Annotated in this window: 19 protein-coding genes; 8 read left to right on the top strand and 11 right to left on the bottom strand. The window is 31.8% G+C overall.

Annotation, left to right across the window (positions count from 1 at the left end; all coding sequences use genetic code 11):
* Positions 1 to 118: 118 nt before the first annotated feature.
* Positions 119 to 838, bottom strand: coding sequence for a hypothetical protein (locus tag A3EE_RS0110600; protein WP_018343422.1), 720 nt, complete (start codon positions 836 to 838; stop codon positions 119 to 121).
* Positions 839 to 1035: 197 nt separating this feature from the next.
* Positions 1036 to 1233, bottom strand: a complete 198-nt coding sequence (locus tag A3EE_RS0110595; protein WP_018343421.1) for a hypothetical protein — start codon at positions 1231 to 1233, stop codon at positions 1036 to 1038.
* 107 nt (positions 1234 to 1340) lie between these two features.
* Here A3EE_RS0110595 and A3EE_RS22180 point away from each other — a divergent pair, with 107 nt between their 5' ends.
* From A3EE_RS22180 to A3EE_RS0110570, 5 genes are all read left to right on the top strand, one after another.
* Positions 1341 to 1466: a hypothetical protein gene (locus tag A3EE_RS22180; protein WP_018343420.1), complete on the top strand. Its 126-nt coding sequence runs from the start codon at positions 1341 to 1343 to the stop codon at positions 1464 to 1466.
* Positions 1467 to 1480: 14 nt separating this feature from the next.
* Complete coding sequence (locus A3EE_RS0110585) at positions 1481 to 1981, top strand: thermonuclease family protein (RefSeq protein ID WP_018343419.1); 501 nt, start codon at positions 1481 to 1483, stop codon at positions 1979 to 1981.
* Between the two features lie 89 nt (positions 1982 to 2070).
* Positions 2071 to 2826 carry a hypothetical protein gene (locus A3EE_RS0110580; RefSeq protein ID WP_018343418.1) on the top strand — a complete coding sequence of 252 codons (756 nt, stop codon included), beginning with the start codon at positions 2071 to 2073 and terminating at the stop codon, positions 2824 to 2826.
* Positions 2826 to 3230 (top strand): DUF5675 family protein, encoded by a 405-nt coding sequence (locus tag A3EE_RS0110575; RefSeq protein WP_018343417.1) that lies wholly within the window; start codon positions 2826 to 2828, stop codon positions 3228 to 3230. The genes A3EE_RS0110580 and A3EE_RS0110575 overlap by 1 nt, the downstream gene beginning before the upstream one ends.
* 8 nt (positions 3231 to 3238) lie before the next feature.
* Positions 3239 to 3472: a hypothetical protein gene (locus tag A3EE_RS0110570; protein ID WP_018343416.1), complete on the top strand. Its 234-nt coding sequence runs from the start codon at positions 3239 to 3241 to the stop codon at positions 3470 to 3472.
* Between the two features lie 234 nt (positions 3473 to 3706).
* Here A3EE_RS0110570 and A3EE_RS0110565 read toward each other — a convergent pair whose 3' ends face one another.
* Both A3EE_RS0110565 and A3EE_RS0110560 read right to left on the bottom strand, forming a co-directional pair.
* Positions 3707 to 4432, bottom strand: a complete 726-nt coding sequence (locus tag A3EE_RS0110565) for an ATP-binding protein (RefSeq protein WP_245553831.1) — start codon at positions 4430 to 4432, stop codon at positions 3707 to 3709.
* Entirely contained in the window at positions 4344 to 4976 is a 633-nt protein-coding gene (locus A3EE_RS0110560) for a hypothetical protein (protein ID WP_245553830.1), read from the bottom strand. Before A3EE_RS0110560 ends, A3EE_RS0110565 begins: the two co-directional genes overlap by 89 nt.
* A 361-nt stretch (positions 4977 to 5337) precedes the next feature.
* Between A3EE_RS0110560 and A3EE_RS0110555 the strand changes: the two genes are divergently transcribed.
* A complete protein-coding gene (locus A3EE_RS0110555; RefSeq protein ID WP_018343413.1) occupies positions 5338 to 6144 on the top strand; it encodes a response regulator transcription factor in 807 nt (268 codons plus the stop codon).
* Positions 6145 to 6684: 540 nt separating this feature from the next.
* Here the strand turns inward: A3EE_RS0110555 and A3EE_RS0110545 are convergent.
* From A3EE_RS0110545 to A3EE_RS0110530, 4 genes are all read right to left on the bottom strand, one after another.
* Entirely contained in the window at positions 6685 to 6990 is a 306-nt protein-coding gene (locus tag A3EE_RS0110545) for a hypothetical protein (RefSeq protein WP_018343411.1), read from the bottom strand.
* 137 nt (positions 6991 to 7127) lie between these two features.
* Positions 7128 to 8396, bottom strand: coding sequence for a Y-family DNA polymerase (locus tag A3EE_RS0110540; RefSeq protein ID WP_018343410.1), 1269 nt, complete (start codon positions 8394 to 8396; stop codon positions 7128 to 7130).
* Between the two features lie 6 nt (positions 8397 to 8402).
* Positions 8403 to 8831, bottom strand: a complete 429-nt coding sequence (locus A3EE_RS0110535; RefSeq protein WP_018343409.1) for a LexA family protein — start codon at positions 8829 to 8831, stop codon at positions 8403 to 8405.
* 100 nt (positions 8832 to 8931) lie between these two features.
* Entirely contained in the window at positions 8932 to 9309 is a 378-nt protein-coding gene (locus tag A3EE_RS0110530) for a hypothetical protein (RefSeq protein ID WP_018343408.1), read from the bottom strand.
* A gap of 103 nt (positions 9310 to 9412) precedes the next feature.
* On the opposite strand from A3EE_RS0110530, the gene A3EE_RS0110525 reads away from it, so the two are divergent.
* A complete protein-coding gene (locus A3EE_RS0110525) occupies positions 9413 to 9628 on the top strand; it encodes a helix-turn-helix domain-containing protein (protein ID WP_018343407.1) in 216 nt (71 codons plus the stop codon).
* Between the two features lie 201 nt (positions 9629 to 9829).
* On the opposite strand, the gene A3EE_RS0110520 is transcribed toward A3EE_RS0110525, so the two are convergent.
* The 3 genes from A3EE_RS0110520 to A3EE_RS0110510 all read right to left on the bottom strand — a co-directional run bounded on the left by A3EE_RS0110520 (position 9830) and on the right by A3EE_RS0110510 (position 13122).
* Positions 9830 to 10993, bottom strand: coding sequence for a GmrSD restriction endonuclease domain-containing protein (locus A3EE_RS0110520; RefSeq protein WP_018343406.1), 1164 nt, complete (start codon positions 10991 to 10993; stop codon positions 9830 to 9832).
* A complete protein-coding gene (locus tag A3EE_RS0110515; protein ID WP_018343405.1) occupies positions 10990 to 12162 on the bottom strand; it encodes an adenine-specific methyltransferase EcoRI family protein in 1173 nt (390 codons plus the stop codon). Before A3EE_RS0110515 ends, A3EE_RS0110520 begins: the two co-directional genes overlap by 4 nt.
* Before the next feature lie 303 nt (positions 12163 to 12465).
* Entirely contained in the window at positions 12466 to 13122 is a 657-nt protein-coding gene (locus A3EE_RS0110510) for a hypothetical protein (RefSeq protein ID WP_018343404.1), read from the bottom strand.
* A 583-nt stretch (positions 13123 to 13705) separates the two neighbouring features.
* On the opposite strand from A3EE_RS0110510, the gene A3EE_RS0110500 reads away from it, so the two are divergent.
* A complete protein-coding gene (locus A3EE_RS0110500) occupies positions 13706 to 14206 on the top strand; it encodes a hypothetical protein (protein ID WP_157446974.1) in 501 nt (166 codons plus the stop codon).
* Positions 14207 to 14300 lie beyond the last annotated feature (94 nt).

Genomic DNA, 14300 nt, shown 5'->3' with positions numbered 1-14300 from the left:
AACAAAAAATGTTCTTTATGAAAAAGAGGATTGTTGCTGGATATGTTAAGAATGCTCTTTGTCTGAACCGTTGATGGAAGCTGATTTTAACTGATGCAGTTGATGAGGGGCGTGATTATTATGAAAGATGTACTTGTATGGTCATGTTTAAGGCGGAACGTAATTCTAATTTAGATTGTAGATCTTTAAGCTCAGCGCTCCAATCTATGGATTCCTGTTCGTTCTTTTCTATCTTTTTTTTCTTTAAAAACACTTCTACACAACGCACTAAGCCTTGCTTTGGATCAGTGCTTCTTATTAAACCTTTACTTACGGTTACTTCTCTATCAATCTTATCTCCTAGCTCGTGCAAGCAGCAGGCTTTGATATCTTCAGCCGTCACTATTTTGTTGTGTGTTAAACTTGAGTATTTATAGGCATCAATGTGCCTTGCAGGTGTTAAAGCATATTTGCCTCCAACAGAGGTAGTCTTTAAGCAAAGTGAATCTTTTTTCAGTTTGCTTCCTTTGTAGTTTGTTAGTTTTGTACCTGCCATTATTCCGTTTCCATGAATGGCATTGGTTACCCAATAGTCAACAAAATAGGTTTCATCATTTTTAGGATCTGATAAAAATAAGTAGCTGCAAACATCTACATCTGAAATTATTTTTTTATTTACCCGTTGATTCAGCTGGAGTATAAGTTGATCTAATTCTTTTAACATGTTAGTTATGGCATCCTGCCCATAACTTGCAAAAGCAGCAGACTCATCGCGCATCAATTCAACCAGGTAATCTAAATATTCTTTTGCATCACGTGCATCCATGCGTTCCATGCCTCCTTTGCGGATCCTTCCCATACTAGCACCTGCTACCTTATGCTATTTATATACTAGTCTCATACTTCTCATATGGTATTACCTAGCTAATACCGTACACAGTCAATACATACTTCATACATAGCTGATACTAGGTTCATACTATGCTCATACATACTTCATACTTCAGCCATACTTACCTCATACTATCGTCATACTTAAACCATACTTAATTAGTCTTATAAATCTTTTATAAGATGTATAATTTCTTCTTTTTCCAAGCCAGTATAAATGCAAAATTCATCAATCGTTACAAAAGACCCTTCTGATTTATTTAATGACTTTTTAATCTTATGAAGTAAAGCTAATGCGGGCTTATATTTTTTACCAGTTATTAACTGAATATCGCTTGTATAAATAATTATTCTGTGTTCCATTATATCCTATTTTATCCCATTATATCCCATTTCACCCCAATTATCCCGAGGTGAATTTTTATCGATTTTATATCACCGTAAAATTGCATAACAAATTATTATAGGCAATGAAAACACAGCAATCGTTATCCAATCAATTCTCCACAAAACCTTTATTCAAAAGGATTGAAGAGCAAAGTGTACAGGTAAGTGTACAGGTACACATCTTAAAAACAAAAACTATTATTCACTAAAATCAACTAAAAAAATGAAGAAAGTAATTTTCTTTTTGGCCGCCTTATTTTCAATAAGCCTTGCCATAGCACAGCATTCAGCACATGTAATTCGTGTAATTGATGGAGATACGTTTATCGCTAAATGGGGGAATAAAAATTACACCTGCAGGCTTGAAAATGTAGATGCTCCTGAGTTAACTCAGAATTTTGGAACTGAATCATACCGTGCCCTAAACAATTTAATTATGGGCCATAAAATTATGATATCAAACCATAAAGTTGATTTATATGGCAGGCGCTTAGTATCGGTTACTGTAGATACCAAACGAGTAGATAGTTTACTCATACGAAATGGTTTTGCATGGCTCTATATCAACTATTGTAATGAAGCACTTTTGAAACAATGTATGCAAGATGCTATTAACTCAAAATCTGGATTGTGGGATTGTGGGAAAGAACATGTTTGTCCACCATGGTTATACAGACACTACAATTATAAAAGTAAACTAAAATATTGTACAGGCTGTAAGTAAGCCGAATTACAAAATAGATTAACTGATTGGTGTTTCATTTTCATTGCTTTAAATAATTTCCATTTCAACCACATAAACCAATTAACAAAATGGCTAGACAGAAAGGCTTATTAAAAATCGATGGTACAATTGGCGGAATGACCTTCTACCGTACACAAGATGGAATGATTGTTAAAGAACAATTACCATCTACAAAAAACAAATTTGAAACTGATGCTTCTTACCAAAGAACTCGTGAAAATGCTCAAGAGTTTGGTATGGCAGCAACATCAGGAAAAATGCTCCGCGATTCAATACGTAGTTTTATAGCAAGTGCTGCCGATAGCAGGGTGACTGCAAGATTAACACAAATAATGAGTTATATTTTGAAGGAAGACACAACAAGTGCCAGAGGACAACGAAGTGTAGCAAAAGGATTGGCTACAGTAAATGGAAAAGCTTTTTTAAGAAATTTCAATTTTAATAACAATGCCATTTTAGGAAGCGTCGTGTTTAAACAGATCAATTTAGACAAAGCTACGGGAGACATGACGTTGACCAATTTGAATCCAATAAATGAAATTGAATATCCACAAGGAGCTACTCATGTTACTCTCAAAAATGCTTTTATGACCATTGACTTTACTACCGGTCAAGCTTTCGTTGTATATTCTGGTGATTATAATTTATCACTTAATGCACCAGCAGCAGATCTTTTGATAGAAACTAATACAGTTCCTACAATAAAACCAGGCATGAATAGCATTTATTTGATAGCTGTTGAGTTTTTCCAAGAAGTAAATGGTGTCCAGTATTCTCTTAAAAATGGTGCCTATAACTGTTTGGAGATTGTTGATGTAGACTAATGGAATTCTTACTTGAACGAACTTATAAGGCTGGCTTACCAACTAATGGTAGCTGGTCTTTAAATGGCAAACATGTATGTTATACCATTGAGTTACCGTGGCTAAATAATGAACCTAACATTTCATGTATAGAGGAAGGGACCTATCTTCTTAATCGTTGCTATAGCACAAAGTTTGGATGGCATTTTATCTTAAAAGATGTACGTAATAGAAAATTCATTTTGATACATCCCGCAAATAATGCTTTAAAAGAACTAAGAGGGTGCATTGCTCCGGTTACAGAATTATTAAGACCAGGAATTGGCAATCATTCTGAAGATGCTATGAAACATTTATGCCTGCTAGCATTTCCAGCCCTTAAAAGAGGCGAAAAAGTTTATTTAACAATTTCATCAGCTAATTAAAATTTATTATGAACGTAGTACAAAGAGTAAAAGCACCAACACCGAAGTTCTTTAAAATATTAAGAACGATTGGAATTAGTTTAGCTGTTGCAGGAGGAGCTGTTTTAGCCTCTCCTATTGCAATTCCTGCGGCTGTAGTTTCGGTAGCAAGTTATGTTATTCTTGCTGGATCTGTTATTACAGCAGTAAGCCAAACAGCTGTAGAACAGAATAAAGAAGATGAGCAGCACACCGAGCAATAACGGAACAGTTGTTTGCACTATTGGAGGGACGTTATTAAGCGTCCTTAACAATATTCATGCTGACGACTTACTTAAAACTTCAATATTAGCGACAATTGGAGCAATTGTTAGTTTTAGTGTTTCTTTTGCATTGAAACTTCTTGTTCGAAAAAGAAGGGGAAATTAATTGTTTTAATTTAATAAAAAAGGACTTCATTGAAGTCCTTTTTTATTGATACTTATTTTAACACAATCTCATACTCTTTTATCTTTTGAACCTGCATCAAATGAAATTAAATTAAACATTTCTCTCATTCGACTTCTTACCCTATTGCCATAGAGATTCTCAATCTCTTGAGCAGTTAAATTCGTTGTAAGGTGTGTCAGCATATCTTTTTGAACAAATAAGTCATATCTACTGAGCAATATTTCAGCCATTAAGTTGCATTCATTACCGTAATACTTTAGATTATTTTCTGTACCTAAATCATCAAAGCACCACACCTTTGGAACCTTTATATTTTCAACAGTCTTGAATGATTGATAACTATAATTATGTAAGACTTGATAACCCTGGGATATAAACTCGTAACCAACTTCCCTGCATGATTTAATCATATATTTATCATTCTTTGGATTAACGAAGTTTATAAGCCTCATAAGAGAAGTTTTACCGCATCCAATCGGCCCAGACAATAAAATACCTTTGTTTAAATCTATCTTATGCTTACGAGCATTCTTTTCATCTTTAATTGTATAAACAAGAATTTTAAAAATAACCTCATAATCTTCCGGATGAACTAAAAAGCTTTTGCCGAAAATTTCCCTTCCTTTTTTATTAAGAAATTCTACGCATTCTTGGAAATCAATTATTTTATTCGTTTCATCTTGCTCAGAGAGGATCTGAGTAGTTTTTGTTTGTGGTTGCATGCAAGTTTCCTGGGGTACCAGATTTTTTGTGATTGTTTTTATCTTTTCCATGTCTGCTATTAGAATTTAAATTGTTTAATATCCATTTTTCCGCCGAGGCCTTCCAATCTAAAATTTTAGATTTTCCAGCATACCAATCGGTCGATTGATAATGAAAAAAAAATTTATCTGCTTCTGATTCTTCCCATTTTTTTTCTTTAAAAAAATCAATTATTTCATTTTGTGTGGGTGGTATCTGTTTTTCTTTTCCTTGTTTGTTTTGTTTATTTTCGTTTATATATAGTAGATGTACACTTTTGCTATCACTAAGTGTACTGGGAGCTGTACACTTAGTAGTATACATACTAGTAGCAAAACTGTACATGTTAATCTGCGACCCCAATGGATTACAACTTGGCTTATAGTTTAAATAATCGAATTCATGTAGTTCTTTCAAGCATTTTGTATAGGTACTTAATGACCCTATTTTTGCCGCTTTCATCAAACTATTTCGTTTAATCATTAATGGATTTTTAAAATGATTCATATTCCAGTTATTAAATAAGGCTATATAGAGAGAAATATGGAAAGCAGACAATCTTTCATCGTCTTGCATGATTTCGAAAAACTTATTGAGATGTTTTATGTAGTTCATGAATTATTATGATTATGTATTGAAAATATAGTTCGTAAAATCGATTGCAAAAATTGAATAGATTATGAGACTACACAATACGTAATAAACGTAAACAACAAAAAAATAAGACGTATTTATGTAAGTATTGTATGTACGTCATTCTAAAAACTACTTGATAAATAGTACTTACACTTTAACATAAGTTAAAAAAGACCCTTATTGAAAATATTTACTTGCTCGGAGCTAACTCATTTTATAGCTTTGAAGATTATAAATTTTCATCTCTTAATAAATTTCTTTTTTTGATAATCTTTTATATCTATTATCAAATATTAACATCATGCAGCAATTCTTGTTTTTATTATTATCCATTCTAGTTTTATTCTATAATACTTTACATGGCATATTTTCGAATCAGGCGATTCATCTTCCTATTGAATTACAGAAATCTCTAATTGGTTTGAGTTATATACTTTTATCTATTTATTTACCAGTATATTTTTTAAAGGCCTTTAATCTAAATCCCATAAAGTTTTTTGCTTATTGGGGAGGATTATTATTTTTTCTAACACCATATGTTTTATTTAATATCATGCCTATTTATTTAGTCAACTATTTTAAATTTCATAAAGAATTTCAAATAGTTGCTCCTATTATTTATGGTTTTAGTATGCTGTATTTTTATATAACATCTCTTTTCAAAGAGCATTCCAACTTAATTTCCCTCTTTTCAAAAGTTGAGATTGCAACTATTTTTGTTTCTCTTATGATATGGTCGTTATTACCCATTCTTATATATTTTGATTTGAGTACTCTACTAGAGAATTTTATAGTTAATTCTTGTTTTGTTTTATTGATTGTTATTCTACTTAAAAAGAATACTTCCGTATCCAAAAAGAAATACGAGGATATGCTGGCAGCTTTATCTGATGGAAAGGATAATCATTTCATTGATACATTCAATTTTACCAGTCGCGAAAAAGAAATCATCCCCTATTTAGTAAAAGGATATACATATAAAGAAATAGGTGAAGTTCTATTCATTTCTGACCGTACTGTGGGAAAGCATGTAAGCAATATGTATGCTAAAACTGGAGTAAATCAAAAATATGATCTCTTTGAAAAACTAAACATTATAAATTTTTAAAATTAATTTTAACAATTGTTAGTATTAGGCATAGCTAATTATAACAATTGTTAACAGTTCTTTTTTTATTAATACACTACTTTTGTTGTAATCAAATTTTAAAAATATTTTATGTTAACGTCAGAAAAAATCACATACTCCATTTGGGATGTTTATATTTTAATGGAGGAAATTAATTATTTCAAATGTATTCACTCTTATGAGTTCAAAAAAATATCTATTTTAAATCGCATTATAGAAGGTCAGTTATATATTGAAAATCGAATTATACCATTTAGAATTGATGGAACTGATATTATCTATAACGATATCTACAACACCAATTTACTTATTATCGATAAATATATTTTTACTATACCATAGCCATTCAAAGCCTTATAATACCAACATCTTTATTTAGAAGTGTAGTTAATTGAGAGAGCCGGCACTGGATTGTAATGATCCTTGTCGGTTTTATTTTGTGTCACTAATTCTAGAATCTTATAACTAGTATATACATGTATCTACTTGCCTAAAGTATTTACCTATTTAAAAAGTAAATTATTTTAGACCAATCTTAATTATATTCTCAGCCGATTCATAGAGTCCTTCAGCTTTACTTATTAAAACTTCAGAACCATCCTTATTAATACCATAAAGTACATCATCGTCCTTTACAACAATCTTTTTAAACTTCTTATATAAAAGGTCTGTTTGTTGTTTATCAAATACGTGATGGTGAAATTTAGATTGTTCTGCTAAAGTTAAAGCATCATACACAGTATTTCGTTCATTAAGGAATATACCAAAACAATCCTCATCATTGACGTATTCAAACTGTGATATAGAAAGTTCAATTGTTTTCATTAGAATACATTTTTAATTTACTAAGTGTTATAGTTGTTTTTCTCCAGCTGAATTACAATAATCTATAGTAATATAATATAATTAAATATAATCAGTATAATGTTCACATAAATTTCAACCATAATTAAGGCAATACTCTACATTGCAATAATTGTTATTAAATCATTCCACCTAGTAGAATAGCATTTACTAAGTTTTTCTGCTTTTAAATTCCATTGTTTTGCAACTCCCAACGAACCAACTTTCAACACATCAGCCCCATATCTATTATTGAGCGTATCCAGGATATTGTTTACTTTACTATGCTTTGATCTATCGATGTTATCAAACATATTTTGTTGTATTCTATTCTCCGGAACAATACCCGATACTATTACACCGCACTTCATATAACGATAACCATCTCTATAAACTAAATCTAAAGCCTTAAGTGCGTAGTTAATAATTTCGATTGTATTATTCGTTGGTACATCTAAATGAATGGTTTTATTAGCGAAGTATTGTGGTTGATCTAATTTAAATCTATTGGTATATAATATGATTTGAATAACACTACATACTGTTTTATCTTTCCTTAACTTCAATGCACACCGACTAGCGAAATTACTCATAGCCTCACCTATTATACTTTTATCCGTTAAGTATCTTCCAAATGAACGGGATGTACAAATATTCTTCTTCGCATCCGTTGTTAATTCTAATGATATACATTTTATACCTTTCAGTTCCTTTTGCATCCTTAAACCAACAACCGATAAATTAGATTTTACCCAATCTTCAGGAAGATTAATAAAATCATAAGCAGTATACACATTATTATTATTTAGTAAAGCTTCAAATTGTCTACCAACACCCCACACATCACCAATCTTAATAATACGTAATGAATCCATAATCTTCTCGTTGCTGTCAAGTACACAAACACCATTATAAGATTTATTCTTTTTAGCTATTCTGTTAGCGAGTTTGGCTAAAGTCTTTGTAGGTGCAAAACCAACACTAACAGGAATACCAGTATTACGAAATACCGTAGCTTTTATATTTTTACCAATATTATTTAAGCCACCGATCAATTCAAAACCTTCAAAATTTAAAAACGATTCATCTATGCTATATACTTCTATCTCTGGTGTAAATTCTGCTAAAGTGTTCATTACACGCTGTGATAAGTCACCATACAAAGTATAATTACTACTAAAGGCTATTACATTATGCTTCTTTAAATCTTTTTCTATCATATAATACGCACCACCCATATCTATACCTAATTCTTTAGCTTCATTAGAACGTGCGATTATACAGCCATCATTATTACTTAATATAACAATAGGCTTACCATTCAAACTAGGATTGAATACACGTTCACAACTTGCATAGAAGTTGTTACAGTCAATAAGTGCGTACATAGTATATTAATAATTCTTTTTAATAGTATAAACAACAACACCCCAAATAATAAACTCCTGATCTTCTTTAACTATTATTGTTTCAAAGTTTTTATTGCTCGGCAATAGATGTACTTCTTTTTTACTTTTAAATACCTTCACACGCTTTACAGTAAATTCACCATCTAGATAACAAACAGCGATGGAATTATTCTTCAACGGTTTTGATCTATCAATTATTAATACGTCCCCATCTTCTAGTCCTGCATCAATCATACTATTACCTTTTACACGTCCGCAGAAGGTAGCATTAACATTACTTATAAGTTCTTTATTTAAATCTATTGATAGGTCTAGGTAATCGGTAGCAGGTGAAGGAAAGCCACAAACAAGTTGATTTTCACTAAATGGAATCAGTTTACTTGTTGAATAGTCGATCGTGTAAAGATTTATCATAATTCAATATTTAGCTAAAAATAATAGATTGGCCCTCTAATTGCTAATATTTTTAGCAATTAGAGGGCCAATCTATTGAATATCAACAAATAAATATTTTCTAATTATCGAATCTTGGAAGTTTAGCCCAATCTAATAATGCATATACAGTGAATTTATTTTTAGGTGTAACCATAACCTGGCAATGAGTTGTTTTTTGTAATAACTCATAATATAATCTGTCGGCTAAAAATAATTGATTTTGCCTGAACTTGTTTAGATCTGTTTCCAACATAGAAAATACAGTATCTTCATACCAGTTATTGATTGCAATAAGATGTTGCTTAGGTATTTCAAATTTTGAAAAAATCAATTCTGAAAGGTCTGTATTAAAATCATCTGTACATAGACCTGTAGCTTCTAGTCCAATAAGAAGTTTTCGACTCCGCATATCTGCAAGTATAAGCGTTATTATTTCATTTTTGTTGTTTGTTTCCATAGCTGTGGAAGGTTAAAGTTATATGATACAATTATATAACTTTAATTCAATATGTCAACATATATGATGACATATTTAAATTATAAAGTTTTCACATTGTATTGTGAAAAAGGAAGAATTACAGATAAAAATAGGTTTACGAATTATTGAGTTACGTGAACATAAGGGATGGTCGCAATCTGACCTGGCAAGAGCTTGCAATAAAGATCGACAAGCAATTGAAAGATTAGAAAGCGGTAGATTTAATCCAACAATTTTCACATTACATGAAGTTGCAACTGCTTTGGGAGTTTCGTTGAGTAAGGTGGTTGGGGTGTGAAAGGGAGGATTTTATTTATATGTAGTACATACGTTTTGCATCTAAACGCAGGCAGGGATTTTTACCACAATACTTGATTTAAAAAACTAATGTTTGATTAAATACAAAAGTGTCTTGGGAACACGAAACCCCGCTTTTTTTTTGGGTAGGTGCTGTTATAAGCTGGTGTTTTTTCTGTCGTGGTTTGTCCGTACATTTTATTTACTTATTACCTTTTGCTCTGTTGTGAGTTTTACATAACATTTCACAATTATTAATGTCTGTCGCACCACCTTTGCTCCAAGCTGAAACGTGGTCTGCGTCCATTTCGGCTAATGACCATATTTTAGTTTTGTTTGTGTTGTTACCAACTGCACACAGAGGACAATTTGAAATTCCTTTTTTCTCGGCTTCTGTCTTTTGTTTGGCATAAACAGATTTTTTAGTTGCTTCGTCAAATACTCTAACTTCTAAAAGTTTCGTGTCTCTTGAACCGCCAAGTATATATTCAAAAATGCCTTTTCTAGTTTTTATATATGGGTCAGCATAAAGTTTTTTCACTTCTGCTGATACGGTTTTTAAATTATATGGTTTTTTGTGGTATGTTTCATATAAACGTCCCCATTCAAGTCCTTTCATTTCAGTTTCAACGTCAGAAAATACAGAAGAAATCCAATCGATAACACTTGTAAAATAATTTTTCAATTCTGTTATGTTTGTGTCCAATCTATGTCGACTCATGTATTCGCCAATGTTTCCTTTGCTTACCCAATCGAATGCTCGTTCCAAATATTCTTGTCGATTAACACTCCCAGAAATATAAGCACTCCATTTCTGAATGTTCGCATTTTGACTATTACTAAACTCTTCTTTACCAAGTGTTACAAAAGGACCAGAATACACTGCGTTTAGTAATTCCTGATTAGTGAGTGGAACACCTGAAATATTTATAGTTCTAAACCATTCTTTGATTTCGCTTTCCGTCCCTTCACATTCATAAATTAAGAGTTTTGCGTTTAATATCTTTTCCTGTTTATCTTTTGCAATACTGTCAAAATTTTGCTCCATTCCACTTTCGTCTTTAATAGCAAATTTGTTTGTAACAAATCGCCCAAAACTTGTAATCCGTTGCTGTCCGTCAAGCACTTCAAATTTTCCTGAACTAACTGTATTGAAATAAATTAAACCTAATGGATAACCTTTTAAAATACTTTCAATAACGGCAACATCTCTTTTCCCGTCTGCATAAATATAATTGCGTTGGTATTCTGGTTGGATTGTTAATTTACCTGATAAACCAAATAACCCTTTACCTTCAAGTTGGTTATATACAAATCCATCGCAAATATCTTTGACTGTGATTTCTGTTCTTAGAGTTGTTTTCATTTAATAGGTCTTTTGTGTTTGATAAAAATTCTTTTGTAAGCCATTTTCGCTATGTTATTCTCATAAAATCCTGCTGTTGGATTTCCTTCTTTATATGCTCCAGTACCGCCATCTTTATAGTAATCAGCAACAAATTCTTTTGTTAAACCAGGTGTCTTTTTGTATTCGTCAGAAACAAGACCATTATCACTTGTACCGACAATCTCAAATTGTTCAGGTGAATATTTATCAAGAAATGTAATTGGCACACCAATTACACCATCATAATCGCTTGGAATTGCATCAGTAAACGGAACATCAATAGCATCGTAATTGTCGTATTGTATGTAAGAATCTTTCCCTTTTATTTCTTTGTGTTTGCTGAATTTAAAATTATCTTCCATTGTCATTAACGGCAATGATTGATGTCTTCTCCCGTGGTCTATATTGGTAAACCAACAAACACCTGGTACACGACTAACTTTTTCTCCATTTTGTTCTCTTTCAAATTTATAGGTTGAAGAGTAAACAAAGTCTGATGGTACTTTAAAGTACATTCCTTTGTTAAAATTTGTTGCACCTAACCAAACTTTATTTTCTTTTATTAATGGAAACAATTCTTTGTAAGTAATTGCATTCATATTTCCAATTAATAAAAATGACTTGTTTGCTTCAACAATCCAAACTAAAAAATCTCGAAATAATGAAAAAGGAGGATTGGTTATGATTATATCTGATTCGTCTCTTAGTATTTTTATCTCATTACTATTGAAGTCTCCGTCGCCTTTTAAGTATTTCCATTCTAAATCATTTACGTCTATTTTGCCGTCACCTGATTTATCTCTTGTCAAAGTGAATATTTTACCATTTTTTACAGTTTTATTTTCGTCAAATTGTGGGTCGTTGACTTCAAAAAGCGTTGGCTGGTAGTTACTCTTATAGTTTTTACTGTCAGGAGCGTAACTAGTGCTTATAAGTTTTTTTATTCCAAAGCGTTCAAAATTTTGAGCAAAAAATTTAGTAAAATTACTCCATTCAGGGTCGTCACAAGGCATAAGAATCGTCTTACCACGAAATGCATTAGCGTTAAATTCTAAATAAGCTTCAATTTCTTTTTGTATGTCGTGGTATTGCGTATAAAACTCATCATTCTTTGCCGTTTTTGCATTTGTCAGATTACTATTTGCCATTTATCTTGTCTTATCGTTAAGGTCGTAAATTTACGATTTTAATTCTTGTTTTTTGTCGGTTCGTTGTCGAGTTGTCGCTCGTCCTACACTTGCTTGTAACGGTGTTGCTTGTAATTGGTGCAAATGTTAATGCTCATCAGTTTCCACACCACTACTGAAAGGTATGCCTTAATATTCAAATAATTCATGCGGTAGTAACGCACCGAAGTTTCCTTGCAACCGAACTTGCACTAATTACTAGCTATTGTTAACAGCATTTTATTTTGTTAGTCAATCTATTTCTCAATATACGATTACTAATTTTTATTTCCACATTGTGATTCCTGTCCCTACTTTCCCTTTAAATTCCCAATATAAAGGATAAAATACTTCGTATAATTCAATGCTTATTTTTCCGTTTTTAAAATCTACTTCATTTCTGAGAGATAAAATTATAAAGGTCGCGCCTAACGAAGAAATCGTTTGTTCAAGCGTTGCTTCTTTTATATTTGAAAGTCGGTTGTGCTTTAATTTTGTGTAAGCAGTCCACCACTTTAGTCCCCCTCCAGTTTCCCAATTATCAAATGGTTTTATTTTAAATCCGTTAACAGGTCTAGATAAAAATTGAGGGTTGCCGAAAAAATAATCCTCATAGATATTGAGATTTACTTCTTTTTCAGACATTGTAAACTCCCTTTCTAAAAGTGTTTTATAATCAGCCATATTAAAAAACTCTGTCCCAGATATTTTATCTGAGAAATTTTTAACGGATAAAGAATTACTAAAACTGTGTCCGCTAACTGTCATATCAGTAATTAATGTTTGACATAAACTGTCAAAGAATGCGCAAGTGTCCACAAAAAGATTTTCAATTTTTATTGAGTAGGTTTCAAAATTATCTTGATGGCAAGAAACATAAAGTATAATATCTTTAAATCTTCTTTGTAGTTCAAGGTAATATGGCGTGTCTAGTTGTCTCATTTACTATAAGTATTAGATCATTTTTTTGTCAAAGTGAAAAATTGCTGTTAACTAGTTTATATATGCACCATGGTGCGACTAATTACCCAAATTTGGTAAGATAGCATTACCTCAAGTACATGTATATTACATATATTGATATCTTATCTGTCTCATTAAACGGATATATCCGATTATAATCGAATACCAATTTTTGAATTACAAAAAGTAAATCTTTTATCTATCCAAAAAATTGCTGCTTTTAAATATCTGCTATTTTATTTTATAAAACAAAAGTAGGTGTCAATTCTAATAAGTAAAATCAACCAGCTCCCTCTCACAAAAAGATGTTTCCAACATATCTTCTCACTTTAACGAAGAAACGAATTCCTATCTTTAATTTTTAGAATCTCCCAGAATTTATGATACACTACCAGAATCTATATTTCATTCCTTTAGCGGAAAAGAAAACAAACTTGAAATCATTGAAGAAATAAAAAAGCACAGAGAGGAAGAATCTCATGCCCGTCTTTTCTTTCTGCCTTTCGAACAGGAATTTTTCAATATAAGACGAACACTTTTTTCATTTGAAGATGAATTTGAATTGATATCAAACGCATCCAACTTAATTGACATCTATAAAGATTTTTATCCCGTATTAAATAACCTAAGCACGCAAAAAGGATATATCTTTTTACGACTCATTCCTTTAATCCATGAGATCCGAGATGATTTTCCCAAAGTTTCTGCATGTTTAACAATGCTGCTAGATGCTACTGTTCAAATCTCCACTTCTTATAAACGAAAGCCTATCACTACTTACAGTCCACCGGAATTGGGATTCGCCACGCTCGGATACGATACGCTTCTTGGAAGTTTTATTGAAGATGGGGAGCCGGATATTGATCTTCTAGTAACACTAACCAATCTGTCCGAAATATCTGATTCTTTATTTTTCGATCGGACTACGCTCCTCGCCCAACAGCTATGTAATTATTTTATCGGAGCTCAGTATGAGATTTCTGTTTCTTATGCGTTTGATGCGAGTAACACAGGGCTGGTTATGGGTGGCAGATCTTTATTGGGGTATAATGTGTATTTGTAGCTATCGCGGACACGATTAAAGGATTGCAGGATAGACACGATTACTGCGGCGGTTATTTTTTCCTTTTGGGGTGATCGGGTTCGAATTTTATTGA

Source organism: Cytophaga aurantiaca DSM 3654, from assembly GCF_000379725.1.
Taxonomy (GTDB): Bacteria; Bacteroidota; Bacteroidia; order Cytophagales; family Cytophagaceae; genus Cytophaga; species Cytophaga aurantiaca.
This window is presented reverse-complemented; position numbering and strand designations above follow the sequence as displayed.

Coding starts and splice junctions, on each gene's coding strand:
- A3EE_RS0110565 (WP_245553831.1), bottom strand. CDS start 4,432: ATGGAAAAGATAAAAACAATCACAAAAAATCTGGTACCCCAGGAAACT.
- A3EE_RS0110540 (WP_018343410.1), bottom strand. CDS start 8,396: ATGTACGCACTTATTGACTGTAACAACTTCTATGCAAGTTGTGAACGT.
- A3EE_RS0110575 (WP_018343417.1), top strand. CDS start 2,826: ATGGAATTCTTACTTGAACGAACTTATAAGGCTGGCTTACCAACTAAT.
- A3EE_RS0110510 (WP_018343404.1), bottom strand. CDS start 13,122: ATGAGACAACTAGACACGCCATATTACCTTGAACTACAAAGAAGATTT.
- A3EE_RS0110580 (WP_018343418.1), top strand. CDS start 2,071: ATGGCTAGACAGAAAGGCTTATTAAAAATCGATGGTACAATTGGCGGA.
- A3EE_RS0110600 (WP_018343422.1), bottom strand. CDS start 838: ATGGGAAGGATCCGCAAAGGAGGCATGGAACGCATGGATGCACGTGAT.
- A3EE_RS0110560 (WP_245553830.1), bottom strand. CDS start 4,976: ATGCAAGACGATGAAAGATTGTCTGCTTTCCATATTTCTCTCTATATA.
- A3EE_RS0110535 (WP_018343409.1), bottom strand. CDS start 8,831: ATGATAAATCTTTACACGATCGACTATTCAACAAGTAAACTGATTCCA.
- A3EE_RS0110530 (WP_018343408.1), bottom strand. CDS start 9,309: ATGGAAACAAACAACAAAAATGAAATAATAACGCTTATACTTGCAGAT.
- A3EE_RS0110585 (WP_018343419.1), top strand. CDS start 1,481: ATGAAGAAAGTAATTTTCTTTTTGGCCGCCTTATTTTCAATAAGCCTT.
- A3EE_RS0110595 (WP_018343421.1), bottom strand. CDS start 1,233: ATGGAACACAGAATAATTATTTATACAAGCGATATTCAGTTAATAACT.
- A3EE_RS0110520 (WP_018343406.1), bottom strand. CDS start 10,993: ATGAAAACAACTCTAAGAACAGAAATCACAGTCAAAGATATTTGCGAT.
- A3EE_RS22180 (WP_018343420.1), top strand. CDS start 1,341: ATGAAAACACAGCAATCGTTATCCAATCAATTCTCCACAAAACCTTTA.
- A3EE_RS0110545 (WP_018343411.1), bottom strand. CDS start 6,990: ATGAAAACAATTGAACTTTCTATATCACAGTTTGAATACGTCAATGAT.
- A3EE_RS0110570 (WP_018343416.1), top strand. CDS start 3,239: ATGAACGTAGTACAAAGAGTAAAAGCACCAACACCGAAGTTCTTTAAA.
- A3EE_RS0110515 (WP_018343405.1), bottom strand. CDS start 12,162: ATGGCAAATAGTAATCTGACAAATGCAAAAACGGCAAAGAATGATGAG.
- A3EE_RS0110555 (WP_018343413.1), top strand. CDS start 5,338: ATGCAGCAATTCTTGTTTTTATTATTATCCATTCTAGTTTTATTCTAT.